At 73.8% G+C, this 22,766-nt stretch carries 18 protein-coding genes; 7 read left to right on the top strand and 11 right to left on the bottom strand.

Annotated features, from left to right (window positions below; genetic code table 11):
* Positions 1-77: 77 nt before the first annotated feature.
* From AB0D32_RS27410 to AB0D32_RS27385, 6 genes are all read right to left on the bottom strand, one after another.
* Positions 78-581 (bottom strand): DUF2231 domain-containing protein, encoded by a 504-nt coding sequence (locus tag AB0D32_RS27410; RefSeq protein WP_357096191.1) that lies wholly within the window; start codon positions 579-581, stop codon positions 78-80.
* Positions 582-748: 167 nt separating this feature from the next.
* Entirely contained in the window at positions 749-1,489 is a 741-nt protein-coding gene (locus tag AB0D32_RS27405) for a GAF and ANTAR domain-containing protein (RefSeq protein WP_357096188.1), read from the bottom strand.
* Between the two features lie 183 nt (positions 1,490-1,672).
* Complete coding sequence (secA2, locus tag AB0D32_RS27400) at positions 1,673-3,964, bottom strand: accessory Sec system translocase SecA2 (RefSeq protein ID WP_357096185.1); 2,292 nt, start codon at positions 3,962-3,964, stop codon at positions 1,673-1,675.
* 96 nt (positions 3,965-4,060) lie between these two features.
* On the bottom strand, positions 4,061-5,911 hold the full coding sequence (locus tag AB0D32_RS27395) for an ABC transporter ATP-binding protein (protein ID WP_357096182.1): 1,851 nt from the start codon (positions 5,909-5,911) through the stop codon (positions 4,061-4,063).
* A gap of 51 nt (positions 5,912-5,962) precedes the next feature.
* Entirely contained in the window at positions 5,963-7,051 is a 1,089-nt protein-coding gene (locus AB0D32_RS27390) for a zinc-binding dehydrogenase (protein WP_357096180.1), read from the bottom strand.
* Positions 7,044-8,051: a Gfo/Idh/MocA family oxidoreductase gene (locus AB0D32_RS27385; protein WP_357096217.1), complete on the bottom strand. Its 1,008-nt coding sequence runs from the start codon at positions 8,049-8,051 to the stop codon at positions 7,044-7,046. Before AB0D32_RS27385 ends, AB0D32_RS27390 begins: the two co-directional genes overlap by 8 nt.
* Before the next feature lie 190 nt (positions 8,052-8,241).
* Between AB0D32_RS27385 and AB0D32_RS27380 the strand changes: the two genes are divergently transcribed.
* The 5 genes from AB0D32_RS27380 to ctaD all read left to right on the top strand — a co-directional run bounded on the left by AB0D32_RS27380 (position 8,242) and on the right by ctaD (position 13,984).
* Positions 8,242-9,258, top strand: coding sequence for a glucosyl-3-phosphoglycerate synthase (locus AB0D32_RS27380; protein WP_357096213.1), 1,017 nt, complete (start codon positions 8,242-8,244; stop codon positions 9,256-9,258).
* Positions 9,259-9,331: 73 nt separating this feature from the next.
* The gene (locus AB0D32_RS27375; protein WP_357096177.1) at positions 9,332-10,489 is read left to right on the top strand and encodes a glycosyltransferase; all 1,158 of its coding nucleotides are present in this window, start codon (positions 9,332-9,334) and stop codon (positions 10,487-10,489) included.
* Positions 10,490-10,597: 108 nt separating this feature from the next.
* Complete coding sequence (locus tag AB0D32_RS27370) at positions 10,598-11,050, top strand: DUF4383 domain-containing protein (RefSeq protein ID WP_357096210.1); 453 nt, start codon at positions 10,598-10,600, stop codon at positions 11,048-11,050.
* Positions 11,051-11,154: 104 nt separating this feature from the next.
* Positions 11,155-11,883 (top strand): ATP-binding protein, encoded by a 729-nt coding sequence (locus AB0D32_RS27365; protein WP_357096174.1) that lies wholly within the window; start codon positions 11,155-11,157, stop codon positions 11,881-11,883.
* A gap of 106 nt (positions 11,884-11,989) precedes the next feature.
* Entirely contained in the window at positions 11,990-13,984 is a 1,995-nt protein-coding gene (gene ctaD, locus AB0D32_RS27360) for a cytochrome c oxidase subunit I (protein WP_357096172.1), read from the top strand.
* A gap of 64 nt (positions 13,985-14,048) precedes the next feature.
* On the opposite strand, the gene AB0D32_RS27355 is transcribed toward ctaD, so the two are convergent.
* The 4 genes from AB0D32_RS27355 to AB0D32_RS27340 form a co-directional block, all read right to left on the bottom strand.
* On the bottom strand, positions 14,049-15,188 hold the full coding sequence (locus AB0D32_RS27355; RefSeq protein WP_357096169.1) for a SigB/SigF/SigG family RNA polymerase sigma factor: 1,140 nt from the start codon (positions 15,186-15,188) through the stop codon (positions 14,049-14,051).
* Between the two features lie 228 nt (positions 15,189-15,416).
* Positions 15,417-16,829: a hypothetical protein gene (locus AB0D32_RS27350; RefSeq protein WP_357096208.1), complete on the bottom strand. Its 1,413-nt coding sequence runs from the start codon at positions 16,827-16,829 to the stop codon at positions 15,417-15,419.
* Positions 16,830-17,086: 257 nt separating this feature from the next.
* On the bottom strand, positions 17,087-18,847 hold the full coding sequence (locus tag AB0D32_RS27345; RefSeq protein ID WP_357096166.1) for a thiamine pyrophosphate-binding protein: 1,761 nt from the start codon (positions 18,845-18,847) through the stop codon (positions 17,087-17,089).
* Complete coding sequence (locus tag AB0D32_RS27340; protein WP_357096163.1) at positions 18,840-19,964, bottom strand: Vms1/Ankzf1 family peptidyl-tRNA hydrolase; 1,125 nt, start codon at positions 19,962-19,964, stop codon at positions 18,840-18,842. The genes AB0D32_RS27345 and AB0D32_RS27340 overlap by 8 nt, the downstream gene beginning before the upstream one ends.
* Before the next feature lie 142 nt (positions 19,965-20,106).
* On the opposite strand from AB0D32_RS27340, the gene AB0D32_RS27335 reads away from it, so the two are divergent.
* Entirely contained in the window at positions 20,107-20,655 is a 549-nt protein-coding gene (locus AB0D32_RS27335) for a hypothetical protein (RefSeq protein WP_357096205.1), read from the top strand.
* A gap of 84 nt (positions 20,656-20,739) precedes the next feature.
* Here the strand turns inward: AB0D32_RS27335 and AB0D32_RS27330 are convergent, their stop codons facing one another.
* Positions 20,740-21,078, bottom strand: a complete 339-nt coding sequence (locus tag AB0D32_RS27330; RefSeq protein ID WP_357096160.1) for a DUF3817 domain-containing protein — start codon at positions 21,076-21,078, stop codon at positions 20,740-20,742.
* A gap of 176 nt (positions 21,079-21,254) precedes the next feature.
* Between AB0D32_RS27330 and AB0D32_RS27325 the strand changes: the two genes are divergently transcribed.
* The gene (locus AB0D32_RS27325) at positions 21,255-22,733 is read left to right on the top strand and encodes a glutamate--cysteine ligase (protein ID WP_357096202.1); all 1,479 of its coding nucleotides are present in this window, start codon (positions 21,255-21,257) and stop codon (positions 22,731-22,733) included.
* The last annotated feature ends 33 nt before the right edge of the window (positions 22,734-22,766 follow it).

Raw genomic sequence — 22,766 nt, 5'->3', positions numbered from 1 at the left:
GGGCAGCGCGGGCGCGGGGCGGCGCGGGCGCGGGGGTGGGGCGGCGCGGGCGCGGGGGTGGGGCGGGGGTGGGGTGGTCAGGGGCGGTGGGAGGCGAGGTCGACGGTGGCGTCGGAGACGTCGGCCAGGGCGTCGAAGGTGGTGGCCTCGGCCCGACGGCCGGCGTCGAAGCGGCGGACCAGGCGGGCGCCCAGCGAGACGCCGACCGCGCCGATGCCCAGGGCCACCAGTTCGGTGAGCAGCAGTACGAGGGAGGCGCCCCGCTGCGGCGCGTCCGCGCGGACGAGGCAGGAGACCAGGAACAGCGCGGCCATCGCCACGTTCACCAGGTTGAAGGTGATCGCCGTGCGCCGGGTCCGGTCAACCGGGACGTCCCACAAATCGATCATGCCGGCCACGGCGGCCAGCGCGGCGGCGACCAGGGCCGCCACGGATGTCCAGTAGCCGACCTCGCCGAGGAAGGCCGGGCCGCCGAGCACGTCGGTCAGGTCGAACACGGTCGCGCTCACGAAGAGCCCGAACGGGAACGTCACGAGCATCGGTTGGATCGGGTGCCCCTGCACCCGCAGCCGGCTCTGCATGGTTCCTCCCCAGGTAGGCACGCGTCACCAGTCCAGGGTGCTACCCGGGCGCCCGTACGCCGAAACGACACGCGGCCCACCGGTCCCGCCAACCCCGCTGGTCGCAGGAAGCCAGGAAGGCCGTACGGGATTCGTACGAGCGGCGGGGTGCGGGGATGCCGGAGAGGTCAGTTGTCCCGGGGTCGGGACACGGTGGCGACCAGCCGGTCGGCTACCTCCCGCAGCGGGATGTCCAGCGACGACGCCGCGCTGCGCAGCACGTCGAGGGCCTCCTCGGCCGGGCAGCCGCGCTGGGTCATGATCACGCCGATCGCCTGCCCGATCACCCCGTCACCGAGCGCCGTGGCGTCCAGTTCACCGGCCCGGGCCGCCTTGCGCGCCCGGTCGCGGACCGCGGCGAGCAGCAGCCCGGCGTGCTCGGCGAGCAGCATCGCGGTGAGCTGGTGCCCGGGGGTGAGCAGGTCGGCGGCGCCGGCGTAGAGGTTGATCGCCCCGATCACCTGTTCGTCGACGTCGACCGGCGCGGAGATCACCCCGTGCACGCCCAGCTCCCGCGCCCGCGGCGTCCAGGCCGGCCAGCGCTCCTCGCGGTCCAACCGGTCGGAGAGGATCATCTCCCGTCGCCGGATCGCGTCCATCGCCGGCGAGTCGGGGCCGTGCCGCAGGTCGTCGAGGCCCGCCAGTCGCGTGTCGGAGGCCGCCACCCCCGCCGGCTCGCCGGCGCGCAGCGCGGTGAAGCCGCACCAGCTCACGCCGGCCACCGCGTCGCGGGCGGTGCGTACCAGCGCGTCCAGCGCCTCGTCGAAGTCGTCTACCGCGATCAGCCCGGCTGTCAGTTCGCGCAGCAGGGCGGCGGTCTCCAGGACACCGAGCCGCTCCACCGCCGGGTCCCGCATCTCCAGGTTCACCGGTCCACTGCCCCCACCGTCCCGGCGCGTGCCCCCGCACGCCCGACCGGCGCCGTCACCTGTTCCATCGTCTGGTTCTCTCCCGACTCTTCGGACCCGCCCTTCTACCCTCGCAAACCGGGGTCGAAACGGCGCAAAAGGGGCCCCTTCCGCGCCCGGAGGCAGCGGAAGGGGCCCAGAACGTCAGCGCGACGCGGAGCTGAGCCGCCGCCCGACCGAGGCGATCAACCGGTCCAGCTCCGAGCCGAACGGGTTGTCGTGCACGAGGTACGTCCAGGTCGCGCTCGGCCGCACCAGCTTGGCCTCGTCCGGCTCCCAGTCCTCCTCGAACTCCGTCTCCTCGAAGGTGTCGATGGTCCGCCGCTCGATCTCCGGGATCAGGTTGTTGAACGCCGGCACCGCCGCCCGGTGGAACTCGTCCAGCGGGTCGAGCCGGCCGAGCGCACGCAGGTGTACGCCCTCACGCACCTCGGAGAGCTCCGCGAGGTGTTCCGCCCAGAGCCGGTCGAGGTGGTAGAGGGCGATCCACCGGGCGGCCCGGGCGAGCAGGTCCTCGTCCATCTCGCCGGCCTTCTCCGGCATCCGGTCCAGCAGCATGAGTGCCGCCACGTCGCTGGTCAGCAGCCGCTCCCGGCGCTCCGCGAGAGCCTTGCGCTGCTGCTCGATGACGACGCTGTAGCGCCAGGTGTTGCGGTGGATCTCGTGGTTGACGCCCTCGGCGACCCGCTGGGCGTGTTCCACGGCGTACTCGACCTGGTCGTCGGTGACCAGGCCGTCGGCGTTCATCCGGGGCGAGGCCGGGACGGCGTCGCCGGCGTGCCGGACGACCAGGTCGTCCTCCAGACTGACGAAGAAGACCGACCCGCCCGGGTCGCCCTGCCGACCGGCCCGGCCGCGCAGCTGGTCGTCGACGCGCCGGCTGTCGTGCCGGCCGCTGCCGATCACGTAGAGACCGTCCAGCTCGGCCACCCGGTCCCGGTCGGCCTGGTCGCTGCCGCCGAGCCGGATGTCCACGCCACGGCCGGCCATCTGGGTGGAGACGGTCACCGCGCCGTACGCGCCGGCCTCGGCGATGATCGCCGCCTCCTCGTCGTCGTTCTTCGCGTTGAGCACCACGCAGGGCACGCCGGCGGCGTTCAGGCCGGCCGCCAGCCCCTCGGACTCCTTCACGTCGAGGGTGCCGACCAGCACCGGCCGCCCGCGCTCGTGGTTGCGCTTGATCTCGTCGATCAGCGCCTCCTCCTTCTCCGCCCGGGTGGCGTAGATGCGGTCCGGCTCGTCCTCGCGCACGCACGGCGTGTTCGGCGGGATCACCGCCACCTCGAGGCCGAAGAACTCCCGGAGCTGGTCGCCGACCAGCACCGCCGTCGCCGTCATGCCGCACACCTTGGGATAGAGCGCGATGTACGCCTGCACGGCGATCGTGCCGAGCACCTCACCCTCGGCGGTGGCGTCGAGGCCCTCCTTGGCCTCCACGGCCGCCTGGAGCCCGTCCGGCCAGCGGCGGCGCTGGGCGACGCGGCCCCGCATCTCGTCGATCAGCTCGACGGAGCCGTCCCGGACGATGTAGTCGACGTCGCGGTGCAGCAGGGCGTGCGCGTGCAGCGCCACGTTCACCGCGGACAGCTGCGCGACGTGCTCCTCGTCGTACAGGTCGATGCCGAGCTTGGCCTCGACGGCGGCCAGGCCGGCGGAGGTGAAGGCGACGCTGCGGCCGTCCTCCGCCACCGTGTAGTGCTTGCCCTTGCGCAGGCCCCGCACCTGCGCGGCGGCGGCGTGCACCGGATCCTGCTCACCGGCGACCGCGCCGGCGAGGACCATCGGCACCCGGGCCTCGTCGATGAGGAGCGAGTCGGCCTCGTCGACGATCGCGGTGCGCAGCGGCCGCTGCACCCGGTCCTCCACGTCGGTGACGAGCTGGTCGCGCAGGTAGTCGAAGCCGGCCTCGCTGACCGAGACGTAGGTGACGTCGCAGGCGTACGCGTCGCGCCGCTCCTGCGGGGTGGACGCCTCGTTGACCCAGCCGACGCTCAGGCCGAGCAGGGTGTAGACCGGCTCCATCCAGAGTGCGTCGCGCCGGGCCAGGTAGTCGTTGACGGTGAGCACGTGCACCGGGCCGTTGCCCAGCCGGACGTGCCCGTAGGCGGCGATGGTCGCGGTGAGCGTCTTGCCCTCGCCGGTGGCCATCTCGGCGACCTTGCCCGAGAGCAGCGCCATCGCGCCGAGCAGCTGCACGTCGTACGGCCGCTGGTCGAGGCCGCGGCGGGCGGCCTCGCGGCCGATCGCGCAGATCTCCTCGTAGCCCGTGGCCTTGCCGGCGGCCTCGATCAGCTCGGCATCGTCGAGCGCCGACAGCTCATCCTCACGCGCCTCGACTGCCGGCAGCAGCTTCTCCAACGGCGCCAGGTCGACCGTCGTCCCCGGGCGCTGGAGGAACCGGCGGAACCTGCTCTTCAAGCGTTGCGACACACCCATGAGCGGCAACGGTACGCGACCGGGCCCGGCATTGGCGGCCCGCCCGGCGCGCCGCCGCGCGGGTTTCGCCGCCGGGCCGGTCGGGGCATGGACCGCTCAGGTCACCAGGAGCTGGTGGGCGGCCAGCTCGCGGTAGAGCGGGCTGGTTTCGGTCAGCTCGTCGTGGGTGCCGGTGGCCGCCACCCGGCCGCCGTCGAGCACCACGATCTGGTCGGCGTCGACGACGGTGGAGAGGCGGTGCGCCACGATCAGCAGGGTGCGTCGGGCGGCCACCGCGTCGATGGCCCGGCGCAACGCGGCCTCGTTACGGGCGTCGAGGTTGCTGGTCGGCTCGTCGAGCAGCAGCACCGGCGGTCCGGCCAGCAGGGCGCGGGCGATCGCCAGCCGCTGCCGCTCGCCGCCGGAGAGCAGCACCCCGCCCTCGCCCACCTGCACGTCCAACCCCTCGGGGGCGCGCTCGGCGAGGTGACCGAGGTTGACCTCGTCGAGCACCGCGCGCAGCCGGGCCTCGGGAGCCTCCGGCGCGCCGATCAGCAGGTTCTCCCGCAGCGTGCCGGCCAGCACGGGTGCGGACTGCTCGACGTAGCCGATCCGGGCGCGCAGCGCGTCGCGGGGCAGGTCCCGCACGTCGACCCCGTCGAGGCGCAGCGTGCCCTCGGTGACCTCGTAGAACCGCTCGACCAGCGCCAGCAGCGTGGACTTGCCGGCCCCCGACGGGCCGACCAGGGCGGTCCGGGTGCCGGCCGGCACGGTGAAGCTGACCTCGCGCAGCACCGGCGGGCCGCCGGGGTAGCCGAAGCCCACCCGGTCGAACTCGACGGACGCCGGGCCGCCGCCGGTGGGTGCCGCAGCAGGGGCCGGCGCCGGCCGGTCGGCCGCCTCCTCCACCGGTACGGCGAGCACCTCCTCGATCCGCTGGAGCGCACCCAGCCCGGTCTGCAACTGGGTGTAGGCGTGCACCGCCTGCCCGAGCGGAAGCACCAGGAAGAACAGGAACATGATGAAGGCGACCAGGTCGCCGACGCTGATCGCGCCCGCCGCGACCCGCGCCCCACCCACCCCGAGGACCAGCAGGAACGCCCCCTGGATGGTGACGCTGCTGGCCGGGCCGACGAACGCCTGCACCCGGGCCACCCGCAGCCCCGCCGCGTACGCCTGGGTGGCGCTGACGCCGATCGCGTCGGCCTCGCGCCGCTCCGCCCGGGCCGCGCGGATCGTCCGGGCGGCGGAGATGGCCCGCTCCACCGCCGAGGTCATCTCGCCGATGCGTTCCTGCGCGGCCCGGGCCAGGCCGCGTACCCGGTGGGCGAAGGCGACCGCGATGGCGATGCCGGCGGCCACCCCGAGCAGGGTCACCCCGAACAGCACCGGGTCGAGCAGGACCATCGCGCCCGCCGCGCCGAGCACCATCACGGCGCCGGTGACCACCTCGAACAGGCCGGAGGTGACCACCGCGCGCAGCAGGGTGGTGTCCGAGCCGACCCGGGAGAGCAGGTCGCCGGTGCGGCGGCGGTCGTACTCGGCGATCGGCAGCCGCAGCAGGTGCCCGGCCAGCCGCCGCCGGGTGCCCAGCACGACCCCCTCCGCGGTGCGTTGCAGCAGGTAGTCCCGCAGCCCGCCGAGTGCCGCGGCCACCAGCACCAGGGCGACCAGCGCCGCCACCAGCCCGGCCACGGATCGGCTGCCGGAGAGCCCGTCCAGTACCGAGCGGGTGAGCAGCGGCTGCGCCAGCGACGCCCCCGCGCCGGCCAGCGACAGCACGCCCACCACGGCCAGGGTGCCGCGATGGTCGCGCAGGTACGGCAGCAGGGCGGCGAGGCCGACCCGCCGGCCGTCGACGCGCCCGGCGGAACCAGCGGTGCCGGTGTCGTCGGCGGCTGTCGTGACGGAACCGGCGGCGGTCGTGGCGGAGTCGGCGATGGTTCCGGCGGGAGCGTCGGCGGTCATGGCGGGAACGGTATCCGGCGGCGGCACGTGCCCCGGCCGGACTTGGGGCCCTCAGACGGTCAGCACCACCTGGAGCTCCTGGCGGCGCCGCTCGGCGAGGTCCGTCAGCAGCGTCGGCGACTCCTCGAACGGCACCACCGCCGAGACCAGGTGCTTGCGGATCACGTCCCCGTACGCGCGCAGCAGGTCCACCGTCTCGGCGGAGAGTCGCTCCCGGTCCCAGGTGGGGGCCAGCCCGCGCGGCACCCGGCCGATCTGCGCGCAGCGCAGCGACAGCCCGTTGTGGTGGAACTCCTCGCCGAACCGGACCGCGTCCGCGCCGGCCTGGTAGAAGGCCAGGTCGACCACCGTGCCCTGGGGGCGCAGCAGGCGCAGCGCGAGCTGCAACGCCCACGCCTGCCCCCGGCACTGGAACACCACGTCGGCGCCCCGGTCGCCGGGACCGTGCGCCCAGCGGGTCTTGAGCACCACCGCCGGGTCGTCGGCCTCCGGGTCGAGGGTCTGCAGGCCCAGCGCCTCGGCGACGGCCCGCCGCTGCGGGGTCGGGTCCAGCACCAGCACCGAGGCGGCACCGTGGCGCTTGGCGAACAGGGCGGTGAGCAGGGCCACCACCCCGCTGCCGACGACCGCGACCCGGCGGCCCCGCACCCCGTCGCCGAGGGACCGCACGTCGGCGCCGTACAGGTCGGCGGCGGCGTGCAGCACCCCGTTGGCACAGATCGGCCCCATGTGCGCGACGTAGACGCCGAGCAGCGGGTCGAGGTCGTCGGGCAGCGGCACGAACCGCTCGGCGACCGGGTCGGCGACCCAGCCGGTGCGGTGGCCGTACGTCATCGCGCCGACGGTGCCCACCGCGACGGCGGGGGTACGACTCTCCACCACCCGGCCGACCTGCATGTAGCCCAGCCGGGTCACCGGGTACGGGGTGCTCGCCGCGCCCGGCTGGAAGAGCCCGAGGTCGGCGTTCCAGGTGACGTTGAGGTACGGGTTGGTGCCCTTGACGTAGCTCAGCTCGGTGCCCGCGGACACGCCGCTGAACAGCGTCCGCACCCGGAACGTGCCGTCGACCAGCTCGGCGGCGTCCTGCTCGACCAGCTCCACCCGCCCCGGGCCGCTGACCACCACCACCCGGTCACGCATCGACGGTCACCCCCGTGGCGAGCGGCGCGGCGGCGGGCGTGTCCAGGCGTACGGGCCGGCCGGTGCGGGCGGAGTCGGCGACCGCGAGGGCGAGCCGCTGAGTGCCGAGGGCCTCGGCGTACGGGACGCGGACGTCGTCGCCGACGCCCCGTACCGCGTCCACGAAGGCCCGGTCCACGGCCACCCGGGCGGCGTCCGGGTCGGCGGCGAAGCGGCGTTCCCCGTCGGCGTCGCGTACCACCAGGCCGTCCTCGCCCAGCGACAGGGCCAGCCCGTCGGCGAGGATCTCCAGGCCGGCGCGGTGCTTCCAGCCGAGCACGCAGGCGGCGGTGAGGGTGCCGACGGCGCCACCGGCGAAGCGCAGCGCCGCGGTGGTCACCGAGTCGATGTCGGCGCCGTCGACCGGCGGCGGGGTGCCGTTGCCGTACGCGGTGACCTCGGTGGCCTCGCCGACCAGGAACCGGACCAGGTCCAGCACGTGGGCGGCCTGCTCGACGACCGGGCCACCGGAGCGATCCCGCCGCGACCACCAGGCCACCGGGGGCACCTTGTCCCACCACGCGCCGCTGACCATCCGCACCGGACGGTCGCCGAGCAGCTCCCGGGCCTGCTCCACCACCGGCAGGTACCGCCAGTGGTGCCCGACGCCGGTGAGCAGCCCCCGCCGGGCCACCAGGTCGGCGATCCGCTCGGCGGTCGCCAGGTCGACGGCGACCGGTTTCTCCACGAACATCGGCACCCCGGCCGCGACGACCGCCTCCTCCGCCGGCCCGTGGGCGAACGGCGGCACGCAGACGTAGACGGCGTCCGGACCGGCGGCCAACAACTCGTCGACGTCGCCGAAGGTCTGCGCGCCGTGCGCCCCCGCCAGTTCCGCCGCCGCCTCCGGCACCACGTCGGTCACCCCGAGCAGTTCCACGTCCGCGAAGCCGCCCAACACCCGGGCGTGGCGTTGCGCCACCCCGCCGGCCCCTACCAGTCCCACCCGGCACGTGCGCATGAAATGCCCTTCCGCCACGGTTTCACCTTTCGGCGACTGCACTCCCCCCGGGTGGGCGCAACCAAACGTTCACCGGTGCGGAACCCGGTCCCCCACCCCCGTGATCGAGCTGTTAGGCATGCTGCGGTTAGCGCGAGTGCGGTAGTGGGAAATACGACGAAGGTTTTTCCGCCACGATCTGGGGGTGCCTGTGCGGAATACGGAAACGATGGTGTCACCGGTGGTGGAGGCGTGGGCCACCTACCGGACCACGTCGGCGGGCGACTGGCCGGCACGGCGGCTGATGCGGGCCAAGGGGAACAGCAGGGTCAGCGTGGTCCTGCCGGCCCGCAACGAGGAGGCGACGGTCGGCGCCATCGTGTCGACGATCCGGGAGCACCTGATGGAGCGGGTGGCCCTGGTCGACGAGCTGATCGTGGTGGACTCCCGGTCCACCGACCGCACCTCCCAGGTGGCCCGCGCCGCAGGCGCGGAGGTGGTCAGCCAGGACGCGATGACCCGGGGCCTGCCGCGGCTGACCGGCAAGGGGGATGCCCTCTGGGCGGGGCTGGCCGCGGCCGAGGGCGACGTCGTGGCGTTCGTCGACGCCGACCTGCGCGAGTTCCGCCCGCACTTCGTGACGGGGCTGATCGGCCCGCTGCTGACCGATGCCTCGGTGGACTTCGTCAAGGGCTTCTACCACCGCCCGCTGGTCGGGGCGTCCAGCGTGGAGGCCGACGGCGGCGGGCGGGTGACGGAGCTGATGGCCCGGCCGATGCTGAACCTGTTCTGGCCGGAGCTGGCGGGCTTCGTGCAGCCCCTCGCCGGTGAGTACGCCGGCCGCCGGGAGGTGCTGGAGCAGGTGCCGTTCGTCTCCGGCTACGGGGTGGAGACGGCGATGCTGATCGACCTGCTCGAGCTGGTCGGGCTGGACGCGCTGGCCCAGGTGGACCTCGGCGAGCGCAGGCACCGCCACCAGGACACCGCCGCCCTGGGACAGATGTCGGCCCAGATCATGCTCACCGCCTGGTCGCGCCTGCAGCGGCGGGGCTGGGCGGCGCCGGGCGCGATGCCCGCCGCCCTGCTGACCCAGTTCCGGCGCGGCGGCTCCGACGCCCTGCCGAACCTGGACCGGGAGATCGTCGTCAGCGACGTCTCCGTCGAGGAGCGGCCGCCCCTGGCACAGCTGCGGCACCGCATCCCCCGCCGACGGGTCGCGGCGGCGTGAACGCGCGAGGACTGACGACCGCTGGTGACCGGGCGCGGACGGCCCGGGGCCCCGCCGAGGGAAGGAATCCCGCATGAGCCTCACCGTCCTGATGAACGCCGGCCCGTGGCTGTCCGTGCCGCCGCCCGGCTACGGCGGCATCGAGAACGTCATCGCGACGCTGGTGCCGGAGCTGCGCCGCCTCGGCGTGCGGGTGGTGCTCGCCTCGGTCGACAGCAGCACCCTGCCGGTCGACGAGAAGTTCTCGGTCTTTCCCGACGGGCAGTTCCACGCCCTGCAACGGCCGTACAACCAGGTCTGTGGCATCTCCCAGGCGCACCTGAACGGCGTGGTGCGCGCGCTGCACTCCCGCGACGACATCGACCTGGTGCACGACCACGTGGAGGCGGTCGGCCTGGCCACGCTCGCCGCGATGGGTCCGGACGCCCCGCCGGCACTGCACACGCTGCACTGGGACCTCGCCAAGCACCCGGCGCTCTACGGCAACCTCGACGGCGGCGACCGGGTCCGGGTCAACGGGGTCTCCGCCTCGCAGCTGGCCCGCGCGCCGGGAGCGTTGCGGGAGCACTCGGTGGGGCACGTGCACCTGTCGACCCCGCTCGCCGTCGACGCGGACCGGCGGCCCCGGGTCGACAAGGGCGACTATCTGATCATCCTGGGCCGGATCAACCCGGGCAAGGGCCAGGACGTGGGCGCCCGCCTCGCCCGGCGGGTGGGGGTCCCGCTGGTGCTCGCCGGGCCCGTCGGCCCGTACCACCGGCCGGAGGACCTGGCCGCCGCCGGGGACGAGGCCCGGCAGAACCCGGACGTCCGGTTCTTCCACGACGAGGTGGCACCGCACGTCGACGGCGACCTGGTCCGCTGGGTGGGCACGGTGGCCGGGCAGGAGCGCGACGACCTGCTGGCCGGCGCCCGTGCCTCGCTGTTCCCGCTGCGCTGGGAGGAGCCGGGCGGGACGGCGGTGGTCGAGTCGCTGGCCCTGGGCACGCCGGTGGTCGCGACCGCCCGGGGTTGCCTGCCCGAGTTGATCGAGCACGGCCGCACCGGTCTGCTCACCGCGGACGAGGACGAGCTGGGCGACCTGCTGCTGGCCGCCGGCCTGCTGGAGCCGGACGAGTGCCGGCGCGAGGCCGCGCTCCGCTTCACGCCGGCGGTGATGGCCGAGAAGTACGTGGCCCTCTACGAGCGGGTCCGTCAGCACGCCGCCGCCCCGCGCCTGCAACCGGCCTGACCGGCGGCCCCCCGGGGGGTGCGGGGGCGGGGTTTGGCGGGAGAAGCAGCGGGAACGCGCCGAACGCTCGGCTTCCCGCACAGTGAGGAGACGGCGGTGACCGGTCCCATGGCGCGCTCCCGCGCCCGACGCAACCCGGCCGACGGCAAGGCGCCCGTGCGGCGTGCCGCCATCGCCGTGGCGGTGGTCTTCCTCCTGGTCGGCGTGCTCGGCTTCGTGCCGGGCATCACCAGCGACTTCGGCGACCTGCGCTTCGCCGGGCACGAATCCGACGCCAGGCTGCTCGGCGTGTTCCAGGTCTCGGTGCTGCACAACTTCGTCCACCTGCTCTTCGGGGTGGCCGGGCTGGTGCTGGCCAGCACCGTCTCGGGCGCGCGGACGTACCTGGTCGGCGGTGGCGCGCTCTACCTGGTGCTCTGGCTCTACGGCCTGGTGATCGACCACAACAGCATGGCGAACTTCATCCCGGTCAACAACGCCGACAACTGGCTGCACCTGTTCCTCGGCCTGGGCATGATCGCGCTCGGCATCCTGACCACCCGGGGCCGCCCCTACCGGTGACTCACCGCAACCGGCCGGGAGGGGAGACGAGCCCCGTCCCGGCCGGTTTGCCCGTCCGGGCGCCCGGGTAGTTCGCAGGTCCCCCGACGCGAAACGAGGCGCACATGCCGAGCCGGATCACCTGCGAGGTGTACGACGGGTCCCCCGTGACCGTCGTACGCCTTCGTGGCGACCTGGACCTCGGCACCATGCGGACGGTGGACTCCGCGTTGGAGGGCTGCCTCGCCGACCAGCCCGACGCGCTCGTGGTGGACCTCGGCGACGTCACCGTCCGGGACCCGCTCGCCCTCTCGGTGTTCGCCGCCACCGCGCGCCGGGCGGCGGGCTGGCCGGCGGTACCCGTCGTGCTCTGCGCCCCGCCGCCCGAGGCGGTGGGCTGGCTGGCCCAGTCGACCGCCTGTCGCGTGGTGCCCGTACGCCATGACCGCGCCGAGGCGACCCGGGTGGCGAACGCGGCGGCGGCGCCCCGGCTGCGGGCCCGGCTCGAACCGGTCGCGGAGGCCTGCCGGCGGGCGCGGGAGCTGGTGACCGACGCGTGCGCCTGGTGGCAGCTGCCGGAGGCGGTCGGCCCGGCGTCACTGGTGCTCAGCGAACTGGTCGGCAACGCGGTCCGGCACGCCGGCACGCCGATGCGGGTGACGCTCACCCTGCGCCGGCCGCACCTGCACCTGGCGGTGGCGGACGGCAGCCCGGCGTCGGTCCGGGCCGGCTCCCCCGACCTGCGGGCCGAGGGTGGCCGGGGGCTGATGCTCGTCCGCGAGCTGGCCCAGCGCTGGGGCAGCGCACCGGTCGGCGACGGGAAGGTCGTCTGGGCCATGTTGCCCGCGAATTGACTGAATTTCCCACTCTCGCCTGAATAACCGCTGTCGCCTGGTTTCATGGGCAGAGGGGCGGGTAGCCGCGCCGTCCTATCTGTCGTCATGACGGGGTGAGAGTCAGATGCCCAAGCGGGTAACCACGGAACCTGCACGCGACCGGGGACCGGCGATCCTGGCACCGGCACGCTTCGGCGGCTACCCCGGGCCGCTGCGCACGCCGCTGCCCGGCGGAAAACTGACCCGGTTCCTGGCCACCACCGACCACAAGCAGATCGGCCTGCTCTATCTGCTGACCTCGTTCGTGTTCTTCCTGGTCGGCGGCATCCAGGCGATGCTGATGCGGGCCGAGTTGGCCCGGCCCGGCCTGCAGTTCCTCTCCCCCGAGCAGTACAACCAGCTCTTCACCTCGCACGGCGCGGTCATGCTGCTGTTGTTCGCCACGCCGGCGGCGTTCGGGTTCGCCAACTACATCGTGCCGATCCAGATCGGCGCCCCCGACGTGTCGTTCCCCCGACTCAACGCCCTCGCCTACTGGCTCTACCTGGTCGGCGGCATGATGGTGCTCGGCGGGTTCCTCACCCCGGGCGGCTCCGCCGACTTCGGTTGGACCGCCTACTCGCCGCTGAGCGACGAGGTCCACTCGCCGGGGGTGGGCGCCAACCTGTGGGTGATCGGCCTGGTGATCTCGGGGCTGGGCACCATCCTCGGGGCGGTCAACCTGATCACCACGATCCTCACCCTGCGCGCGCCCGGCATGACCATGTTCCGGATGCCGATCTTCACCTGGAACATGCTCTTCACCAGCGTGCTGGTGATCCTGGTGTTCCCGCTGCTCGCCGCGGCGCTGCTCGCGCTCGCCGCGGACCGGCTGCTCAACGCCCACGTGTACGACCCGGCCACCGCGGGGCCGATGCTCTGGCAGCACCTGTTCTGGTTCTTCGGCCATCCCGAGGTCTACATCATCGCGATCCCGTTCTTCGGCATCATCACCGAGATCATCCCGGTCTTCTCCCGCAAGCCGATCTTCGGCTACACCGGGCTGGTGCTGGCCACCGTCGCGATCACCGTGCTGTCGATGACCGTGTGGGCGCACCACATGTTCACCACGGGCCAGGTGCTGCTGCCGTTCTTCAGCATCCTGAGCTACCTGATCGCGGTGCCCACCGGGGTGAAGTTCTTCAACTGGATCGGCACCATGTGGAAGGGGCAGATCACCTTCGAGACGCCGATGCTCTTCGCGATCGGCTTCCTGGTCACCTTCCTCTTCGGCGGCCTCACCGGGGTGCTGCTGGCCAGTCCGCCGGCGGACTGGCACACGCACGACACCTACTTCGTGGTCGGGCACTTCCACTACGTGCTGTTCGGCACGGTCGTCTTCGCGCTCTTCGGCGGCTTCTACTTCTGGTGGCCGAAGATGACCGGGCGGTTGCTCGACGAGCGGCTCGGCAAGGCCCACTTCTGGACGATGTTCCTCGGCTTCCACGGCACCTTCCTCGTCCAGCACTGGCTGGGCAACGAGGGCATGCCCCGCCGGTACGTCGACTACCTGCCCAGCGACGGGTTCACCGCGCTGAACACCTTCTCCAGCATCTCCGCCTTCGTGCTGGGCGCCTCCACGCTGTTCTTCATGTGGAACGCCTGGAAGTCCTGGCGCTACGGGGCGATGGTGACGGTCGACGACCCGTGGGGCTTCGGCAACTCGCTGGAGTGGGCCACCTCCTGCCCGCCGCCGCTGCGCAACTTCGACCGGATGCCCCGCATCCGCTCCGAGCGGCCCGCCTTCGACCTCAAGTACGGCCCACTCGTCGCCAACCTCGGCCGGGACCTGCCCCAGCGCGCCACCAAGCCGCCGCAGGACTTCCGCGACGAGTTGCACCGCGACAGGCGCCGGCCCGAGTCGCCGTCCCTCGAGGGGGCGCACGGCGCGCGCGAGGCGGCCGCGTTCCACCCGGCACCGGAGTCCGGGGCCCGACCGGTGGACGTCCCGGAGCCGGACGAGATTCGTCGGCCCAGCTTCGAGCAGACCGACGAACCGGAGGAGACCGGCCCCGGCGCCGCGCGGGAGGACGACCGCTGGCGGCACCCGCGCAGGCCCGGCGACGACCCGGAGGACTGAGCGGCCGTACGCGCGGCAGGGGCCGGCACCCACCGGGGGTGCCGGCCCCTCGCCGACGTCGTGGTCAGCCCTCGCGGGCCGGCGCCAGACCCGCCGCCGTGAGCGAGCGGCGTACGGCCGGCTGGACCCGGGTCAGCCGCAACGGGACCCCGGTGCGGGCCGCGGCCTCCCGGCCCGCCATCAGCGCGGCGATGCCGCCGGCGTCGAAGCCACCCGCGCCGACCAGGTCGACCACCACCTCGGCGGGCTGCCCGGTCACCGCCTCCAGCATCGCCCGGCGGAGCTGGTCCGCGCCGTCCCGGTCGACCTCGCCGCCGACCTCCACGACCACGCGGTCGCCGTTGTGCCGGACCGAGATCCTCGTCTTCGCCGGCTCGGACTCGGCGGGCCCGTTCTGCCACGGTGGCGGGGCGTCGGCGAGCATCGCCTGGCGCAGCCAGGTCAACGCGCGGGACAGCAGCCGGGAGACGTGCATCTGGGAGATGCCGAACCGGGCGGCGATCTCCGCCTGGGTCTGGTTGCCGTAGAAGCGCATGGCCAGGATCCGCCGCTCCCGCCACGGCAGCCGGTGCAGCAGCCCGCTGACCGTCACCCGGTCGTCGACGGATTCCAGGGCGTTGTCGGACTCGCCGACCAGGTCGCCGAACTCGGCCGAGCTCTCCCCTCCGACCGGGGCGTTCAGCGAGGCCGGACTGTAGCCGGCGGCCGACTCCAGCGCGGCGAGGATCTCCTCCTGCGGCGTCTCCAGCCGCTCCGCCAGTTCGGCCACCGACGGGGCCCGGGACAGCTCGCTGGTCAGCGCGGCGGTCGCCTGCCCCACCTCCAGGATCAGGTCGCGCAGCCGGCGCGGCACGTGCACGCCCCAGGTGCGGTCGCGGAAGTGCCGCTTGATCTCGCCGACGATGGTGATGGCCGCGTACGCGGTGAACGAACCCCGCTCCGGGTCGTACCGGTCGACGGCGTTGACCAGGCCGAGACGGGCGACCTGTTCGAGGTCCTCCAGCGGCTCGCCCCGGCCCCGGTAGCGGCGGGCCAGCCGACCCGCGAACGGCAGGGCGAAGCGGACCAGGTCGTCACGCGCCTCCTGGCACCGTTCGGGCGGAAGGCCCTCGATCCGGGCCGCGTACGCCAGTGCGGCCGCGTCGAGGTCCTCCAGGCCCCGTTCGGTCGGAGGTGGTGTGGTGGTGGTGCTCTGTCCGAACATCCGCGCCTCCCTCAGGAAGGTCCCCCGCCCGGATTCAGGAAACCGGTCGTGCGCGCGCGTGGTCGCACCACGCACCGGGCCGGAAGTGGGTCACATGACTGGGATGCCAGCGGGCGACGACGCCGTGCCGGACGGCGTGATCAGGCCGTCGCAGCCAGCGGTGTTCCCGCTCCGTAGGTACTCAACCACGGGACCGCGGGTTCGCGAGGATGTTTCGAAAGGGCCGACTCAACAGACGAGTAACCCCTGGTGGGAGCCGCTGTCGTGGAGCGCCGCGAGGGCCTCGGCGACCGTCATCGGCGGCGGCGTCGGCAGGTCGTACGGCTGTGCCCGCAGCACCTCCGTCGCCCGGCGGGTGGGCACGGAGGTGATCGGGTAGCCGCGCGCCGAGGTACGGTCCAGCGCCCGCCGGCGGCGGCCGAAGCCGGCGACGGCCAGCCACTGCGGCAGCCCGGCCAGTGCCGGCGACCGCAGGCCGGGCGGCTCGGGCAACACGTCCACCGAGCTGAACGGCTCGCTGCCGGCGAGCCACCACTCCACCCCCTCCACGCTGCGCCGGGTGGCGTTCTCGCACCAGTAGGGCACCATCCCCGCCCGCACCACCTGCCACGGGTCGAGCAGCCGACCGCACTCCACCACCAGCCGGTCACCGGTCTTGCCGGCCGCACGCAGCCAGCGCCGGTACAGGTCGGCGGTCGCGGCGCTGAGGGCCTCCGGGCGCGGCACGAGGATCCGGTGCAGCGGATGCCCCTGCCGCCCGGTCCAGTGTTGTATGCCGGCCTCGAATTCGGACTCCACGCCGTGTTCCGCCGGTGCGGGCGGCGAGGTGACCTCCGGCGGCTCCCAGTGCGCGCCGTCCCCTCCTGCCGAACGGAGCACCTGGCGCAGGGCGTGGCTGTCCGGGTGGAAGTCGACGGGGTCCAGGCCGCTGGCCGGGCAACCGACCTGGAAGCTGTGCCCCGGGGCGGAGTCGAACACCGGCCAGGTCCGGGCGTCGCGCAGCAGCAGCACCGGGGAGCCCGGTTCCAGCCGGTCGGTCAGGAACCGCGCGTACGCGGCCGGCAGGGAACGCCACCGGGCCGCCAGCGACACGGTGGCGCCGGCCAGCGCGCCTCGGCTGGCGGGGCAGTGCACCTGGCGCACGTGCAGGTCGGCGTTGCCGCCGAGGAGTCGGGCGGTGAGCGCGGCGCCGTGGTCCAGGGCGGCCTGCGGACGGTCCACGGCACCCTGCGCCCAGTGCACCGTCATCTCGAACCCGGTCGGCAGCCAGGGCACGCCGAGAGCCATCGCCAGGTGCGCGGCGGCGCCGTGCGGGGAGCCGATCAGGGCGCCCGGGTAGCGGCGGCGCGGGTACTGGTCGGCGAACCAGCGGGCGATCCGGCCGGCGTCGACCTCGGCCGTCTGGCCGGGGGTGAGCGCCACCCGACCGGCCGCCCGGACCACCGCCGCCCGGCGCACCGGCTCGGGCGCGCCGATGAACCGCGACAGCGGTCCTGGGTGTCCTGGATGACCCAGGTCGGCGCAGTCGGTCCCGCGCAGGGCCCGCGCGGTGGCGGCCACCAGGACGCGCGCGGCACTGCCCGCCGCCACGACCCGGTCGCCCGCCAGCCCGGCACCGTCGGCCGTGAGCCCCTCGCGCACCTTGTGCACCGGGTCCACCTTGCCTCGTTCGCTCACCACGCGGCCCGGCTTCCCGCCCCGATGCGGTTCAAACGGGGCATCCCCCACCGCGCGGCAGTAACCGGGCGACCCGCCCCCTCCCTCCCGCTCCTCCCCCAAAACGCGATCTTGCACTTTCCGCCCCGACGAACCGGGGCAAAAACCCCAGGTCGAGGGCGGAAAGTGCAAGATCGGCAAAGGGGACGCGGGTGGTGGCCGCGTCGGCCGGCGGGCGGTGGTCAGACGAGGTCTTCGGTCTCCACGGCCACGCCGGCGGCGAGCATCCGGTCGCGTACCCGCCGGGCCGCGTCGCCCTCGGCGAACACCTCGCGCAGGTCCGCGAACGCGGGCTCGGGCGGCGCCAGCCGCACCGCCGGGTCGACCACCGCCTCCAGCACGCAGGGCCGGTCGGCCGCCAGCGCCTCGTCCCAGGCCGCTCCCACCAGCTCCGGACGGTCGACCCGGACGCCGTGCAGGCCGAGCAGGCGTGCCCAGCCGGCGTACGGCACGTCGGGCCGGCGGAGCGTCGGGTCGGCCGGCGTCCGGCCACCGCCCATGCCGGACTGGTCCCGGTTGTTGAGCACCAGCACCACCAGGCGGGGGTCGTGCCACTCCCGCCAGTGGTGCGCCACGGTGATCAGCTCGGCCAGCCCGTTGAGTTGCATCGCGCCGTCACCGAGCAGGGCGACCACCGGCTGGTCCGGGCCGGCCAGTTTGGCCGCCACCGCGTACGGCAGGGCGCAGCCCATCGAGCCGAGGGTGCCGCAGAGCTGCGCGTTGACGCCCGGGGGCAGTTCCAGGTGCCGGGCGTACCAGTAGATGACCGAGCCGACGTCCACCGCCACCGCCCCGCGGTGCGGGACCCGGGTGGAGAGTTCATGCAGCACGAGCTGCGGGTTCACCGGCTCGGCGGGGGCGGCGGCCCGGTCCGCCCGCTCGGCCCGCCACCGGTCGACCGAGCCCTCGACGGTTTCCCGCCACCGGGCGTTCGGCCGCTCGGGCACCTGGGCCAGCAGCGCCCGCAGCGTCTCCTGGGCGTCCCCCACGAGCGAGACGTCCACCGGGTAGCGGGTGCCGATGCGGCGCCCGTCGATGTCGATCTGCACCGTACGGGCCTGCCCCGGCATCGGGAAGTAGTCCGTCCACGGGTTGTTCGTGCCGACCAGCAGCAGCGTGTCGCAGCCGCCCATCAGCTCGGCGGCGGCCGGGGTGCCGACCTCGCCCAGCACGCCCGCGTGGAAGGGCAGCCGCTCGTCGAGCACCCCCTTGCCCAGCAGCGAGGCCGCCACCCCGGCGCCGAGCCGGTCGGCGAGGGCGACGATCTCCCCGGCCGCGCCCCGGGCGCCCTGACCGACCAGGATCGCGGTGCGCTGGCCGTTGGCGAGGAGTTGGGCGGCCGCGTCCAGGTCCGCCTCGTGGGGCAGGACCCGGGCCAGCGGCTCCCCCGGTGTCGCCGAGAACACCCCGGCCGCGTGCGGTTGCAGGTCGGGCACGGCCGCCTCCTGCAACGTGCGCGGCAGCACCACGCAGACCGGGCTGCGGGTCGCGGCGGCGGTACGGAACGCCTGGTCGAGCAGGGCGGGCACCCCGTCGGGGACGCGGCCGTACCGGACGAACTGGTTGCACACGTCGCCGAACAGCCGGCTCAGCCCGATCTCCTGGTGGGCGCCGCCCAGCGGGCCCGCGATGTCCTCGCCGACGATCGCCACCACCGGCTTGCTGTCCAGCTTGGCGTCGTAGAGGCCGTTGAGCAGCTGGACGGCGCTCGGCCCCTGGGTGGCCAGGCAGACCCCGATCCCGCCGGTGAACTTGGCGTGCCCGGTGGCCATGTAGGAGGCGGTCTCCTCGTGCCGGGCCGGCACGAACGCCGGGTCCCCGCCCGAGGCGTCCAACGCCTCGACCACCGGCGCGACGGCTTCCCCGGGGTAGCCGAAGACCCTCGGCACCCGCCAGGCGCGCAGTCGCTCGACCACCAGGTCGGCCACCGTGCGCTCAGCCATCGCCCCGCCCCGGCGTGCCGGCGTCGACGTACCGCAGCACCGCCCCGACCCCGTCGGTCAGCTCCGGCGCCTCGTCGGGGCCGAGCACGGTCAGGTCGGCGTCGGTGCCGACCAGCGCGCGCACGAGCGCGGCGTCGGCGCGGACCTTCGCCGGATCGCGTACGGACATGGCGGAGAGCTGCCCGCGCTCGGTGGCGATCTCGGTCGGGTCCGGCCCGATCCAGAGTTCCCCGGTGGCGGACGGGTCGTCGACGATGAGCATCGTCTCGACCTGGTTACGTTGCAGGGCGGACACGACGGCGTCCAGCCCGGCGCCGACGTCCTCCTGCATGCCGAAGCGGTCCAGCGCGGCGGTGACCCGCTGGTCGGCGACCTCGGCGATGGTCTGCACGGTGAGGTCGTCGAGGAGGGTCTGGTCGGCGCCGCCGGCACGGGAGCCGGCGTCGGTGCGGACCACCACGTCCTGCCAGCGGGGCGGCATCTGGGCGGCGATCATCCCGGTGGCGCGCACGTCCCCGGCGACCACCACCACCTCGGCGCCGACCTTCTCGGCCAGCTCCACCGTGGCCGCGGTGACGTCACCGGCGTTGTGGTGCCAGGCCTCCATGGCGGCCCGCTGGTAGCGGGACTGCGACCAGCCGCCGGGCTGCACGCGACGCAGCTGGAAGTCCTCCCGGCCGGTCACGTGGGCCCGGCGTGGCACGCCGCCGGCACTGATCGCCATGGCGTCCGCACCGGTCCGGTCGGCCAGCACCCGCACCCAGGCCACCTGCTCGCCGCGCTGTGCCAGCAGCGGCATCACGTGCGGCAGCGGGGTGTACGCGGCGAGGTCCCGCAGCGGTGGGGCGGAGAGGTACTCCGACAGCACCACCCGGCCCCGGGCACCGAAGACCGCCAGGCCGTAGTCCCCCGGCATCGGGTCGTGCCCCCGGACGAGGAGTTCGACGGCGTCGATGGTGTCCACGTCGGCGCGCTGCTGCTGAAGTTGGTCGCGCAGCGCCCGCCAGCGCAGATCGAGCGCCGGGTGGGCGTCCTCGGTGTTGGCGGACGCGTCCAGGTACACCGAGACCCACGGTCCCGGCCGGTCGTAGAGCGGGCGCAGGAAGGACAGCTGCATGCTCGACCCCTTTCCAGCTCGGCCCCCCGCTTACCCGCGCCGGTCCCGTTGTCACCTGGCCGGCACGAGCGCGTGACCAGATTTCATTCATGTCATTCAACCCGGACGACCGATACCATGAGTGAACGCAACCGGACTCTGGGTGGTGAAGATGGACAGCGACCTGCACATTCGGCGGATAGTCCACCCGACCGACCGGATCGTCACAGGGCGGATCCTCCGGCTGATGGACGGCTACCCGCGCGAGGTGCGCATCGGCCAGCCGGTGCTGGTCGCGGTGCTCGTGGCGGCCGGGGTGGCGGGGCTGCTGATGGCGCTGGTCCGCTCCCTGCTCTCCGCCAGCTCCGGCGCGGCCCGTCGACGGTTCAAGGACCTGAAGAAGGGCCCGGAATACCTGGTCACCCCAGTACGCCTGCGCGACACCGCCGGGCAGCTCTGCGAGGTCGAGTTGCACGGGCACCTGCCGCAGAGCGCCCTGCACCCCGCTGACCACGTGCAACTCACGCTGCGCCGGCAGGGCGACCCGGACCTGCCACCGAAGATCGAGCGGATCGTGAACCTGACGACGGGCCAGTTGCTCACCCCGCGTACCGCCACCCTGTGGTCGCACCTCGGGCCGCCGCTGCTGCTCCAGGCGATGCTGGGAGCGGTGCTGGTCACCGCCCTGGTGGCCTGGTCCGCGCTGACCTGACAGGGCCGGGGCGGAGGACTCAGCCTCCCGCCGCGACCGCTCGACCTCCCGGCGGCGGGCCGCTCAGCTCGTGCCGGTCGCCCGTCAGCCGACGGGGGTCAGCGGCCGGTCCGGCTCTCCTGCGGTGCGCAGCATCCCCCGCCGGGCGGCCCAGCGCTCGAAGATCAGGGTGGCGAAGGGCGGCACGGCGCAGGCCAACGCCACGAGGGTGGGCCACAGCCGCCACCGGTGCAGCCGGGCCATCACGAGGACCAGCAGGCCGTACACGACGAAGAGCGCGCCGTGGACCGGGCCGAAGATCTTCACGCCGATCTCGTTGCCGGGCGGGCCGTACTTGACGGCCATGCCGATCAGCAGGGCCAGCCAGGAGCAGGCCTCGGCGATCGCCGCCGCCACGAACAGCTTGGTGATCTTTTCGCGCATCGTCACTCCCCCACCGGTTACCGCACAGATGCTAACCACCCCGTCGGCCCCGCCTGCCGGCGGAGGCGACGGGAATCACGTGGGGCCCGCCTGGGTGCGTAAGGGACCTTCGGGTCTTCCCCGGCCCGCCCCGGGCGTGCGAGGTTAGGGGAACCAACGGTGACAGGGCGGTGACCATGGGCGAGGACGTCGGCGTACGGACCTTCAGTCGTGAGGACCGGGCCCGCTATCGCGAGAAGGTGCGACGGTGCCTGGACGTCTTCGCCGAGATGCTCCGGGAGTCCCGGTTCGACGTCGAACGGCCGATGACCGGGCTGGAGATCGAGCTGAACCTGGTGGATGAGGACTCGATGCCGGCCATGCGCAACGCCGACGTGCTGGCCGCCATCGCCGACCCGAGCTTCCAGACGGAGCTGGGCCAGTTCAACGTCGAGATCAACGTGGCGCCGCGCCGGCTGGCCGGTGCCGGCACCGGCGAGTTCGAGAAGAGCGTGCGGGCCAGCCTCAACGCCGCCGAGACCAGGGCGCGGGGCGTCGGCGCGCACATGGTGATGATCGGCATCCTGCCGACGCTGCGGCCGGAGCACCTGACCGCCGCGACGCTGTCGGCCAACCCGCGTTACGCGCTGCTCAACGAGCAGATCTTCGCGGCCCGCGGCGAGGACCTGCGGATCGCGATCAACGGTGTGGAACGACTCGCGGTGACCGCCGACACCATCACCCCCGAGGCGGCCTGCACGAGCACCCAGTTCCACCTCCAGGTCAGCCCCGCCCAGTTCGCCGACTACTGGAACGCCGCGCAGGTGGTCGCCGGCATCCAGGTGGCCGTGGGCGCGAACTCGCCACTCTTCTTCGGCCGGGAGCTGTGGCGCGAGACCCGGGTCCCGCTGTTCCAGCAGGCGACCGACACCCGGCCGGAGGAGATCAAGGCCCAGGGCGTACGCCCCCGCGTGTGGTTCGGCGAGCGCTGGATCACCAGCGTGTTCGACCTGTTCGAGGAGAACGTCCGCTACTTCCCGGCGCTACTGCCGGTCTGCGACGCGGAGGACCCGGTCGAGGCCCTCGCCCGGGGGGACGTGCCGAAGCTCGCCGAGTTGCGGCTGCACAACGGCACCGTCTACCGCTGGAACCGCCCCGTGTACGACGTGCTGAAGGGCCGCCCGCACCTGCGGGTGGAGAACCGGGTGCTGCCGGCCGGGCCGACGGTGCTCGACACCGTGGCCAACGGCGCCTTCTACTTCGGTCTCGTCCGGGCCCTCGCCGAGGCCGACCGGCCACTCTGGTCGCAGATGTCGTTCAGCGCGGCCGAGGAGAACTTCACGGCCTGCGCCCGGTACGGCATCGACGCCCAGGTCTTCTGGCCCGGCCTGGGCTACCTCCCGGTCACCGAGCTGGTGCTGCGCCGGCTGCTGCCGCTGGCCCACCACGGGCTGGACCGGTGGGGCCTGGACCCGGGCGAGCGGGACCGGCTGCTCGGCATCATCGAGCAGCGCTGCCTGACGGGGCGCAACGGTGCGACCTGGCAGGTGGCGACCCTGCACCGGTTGGAGTCCACCGACCATCTCGACCGGCCGGCGGCGCTGCGGGAGGTGGTGCGGCACTACGTGACGCTGATGCACAGCAACCGGCCGGTGCACGAGTGGCCGATCCCCTGACCGGGGCGGCAGCGTGACGGCGCCACGGCCGGT

Source organism: Micromonospora sp. NPDC048170, from assembly GCF_040652795.1.
Classification (GTDB): domain Bacteria; phylum Actinomycetota; class Actinomycetes; order Mycobacteriales; family Micromonosporaceae; genus Micromonospora.
Note: the sequence above shows the minus strand (reverse complement) of the source record. Positions and strands in the feature narration are given on the sequence as shown.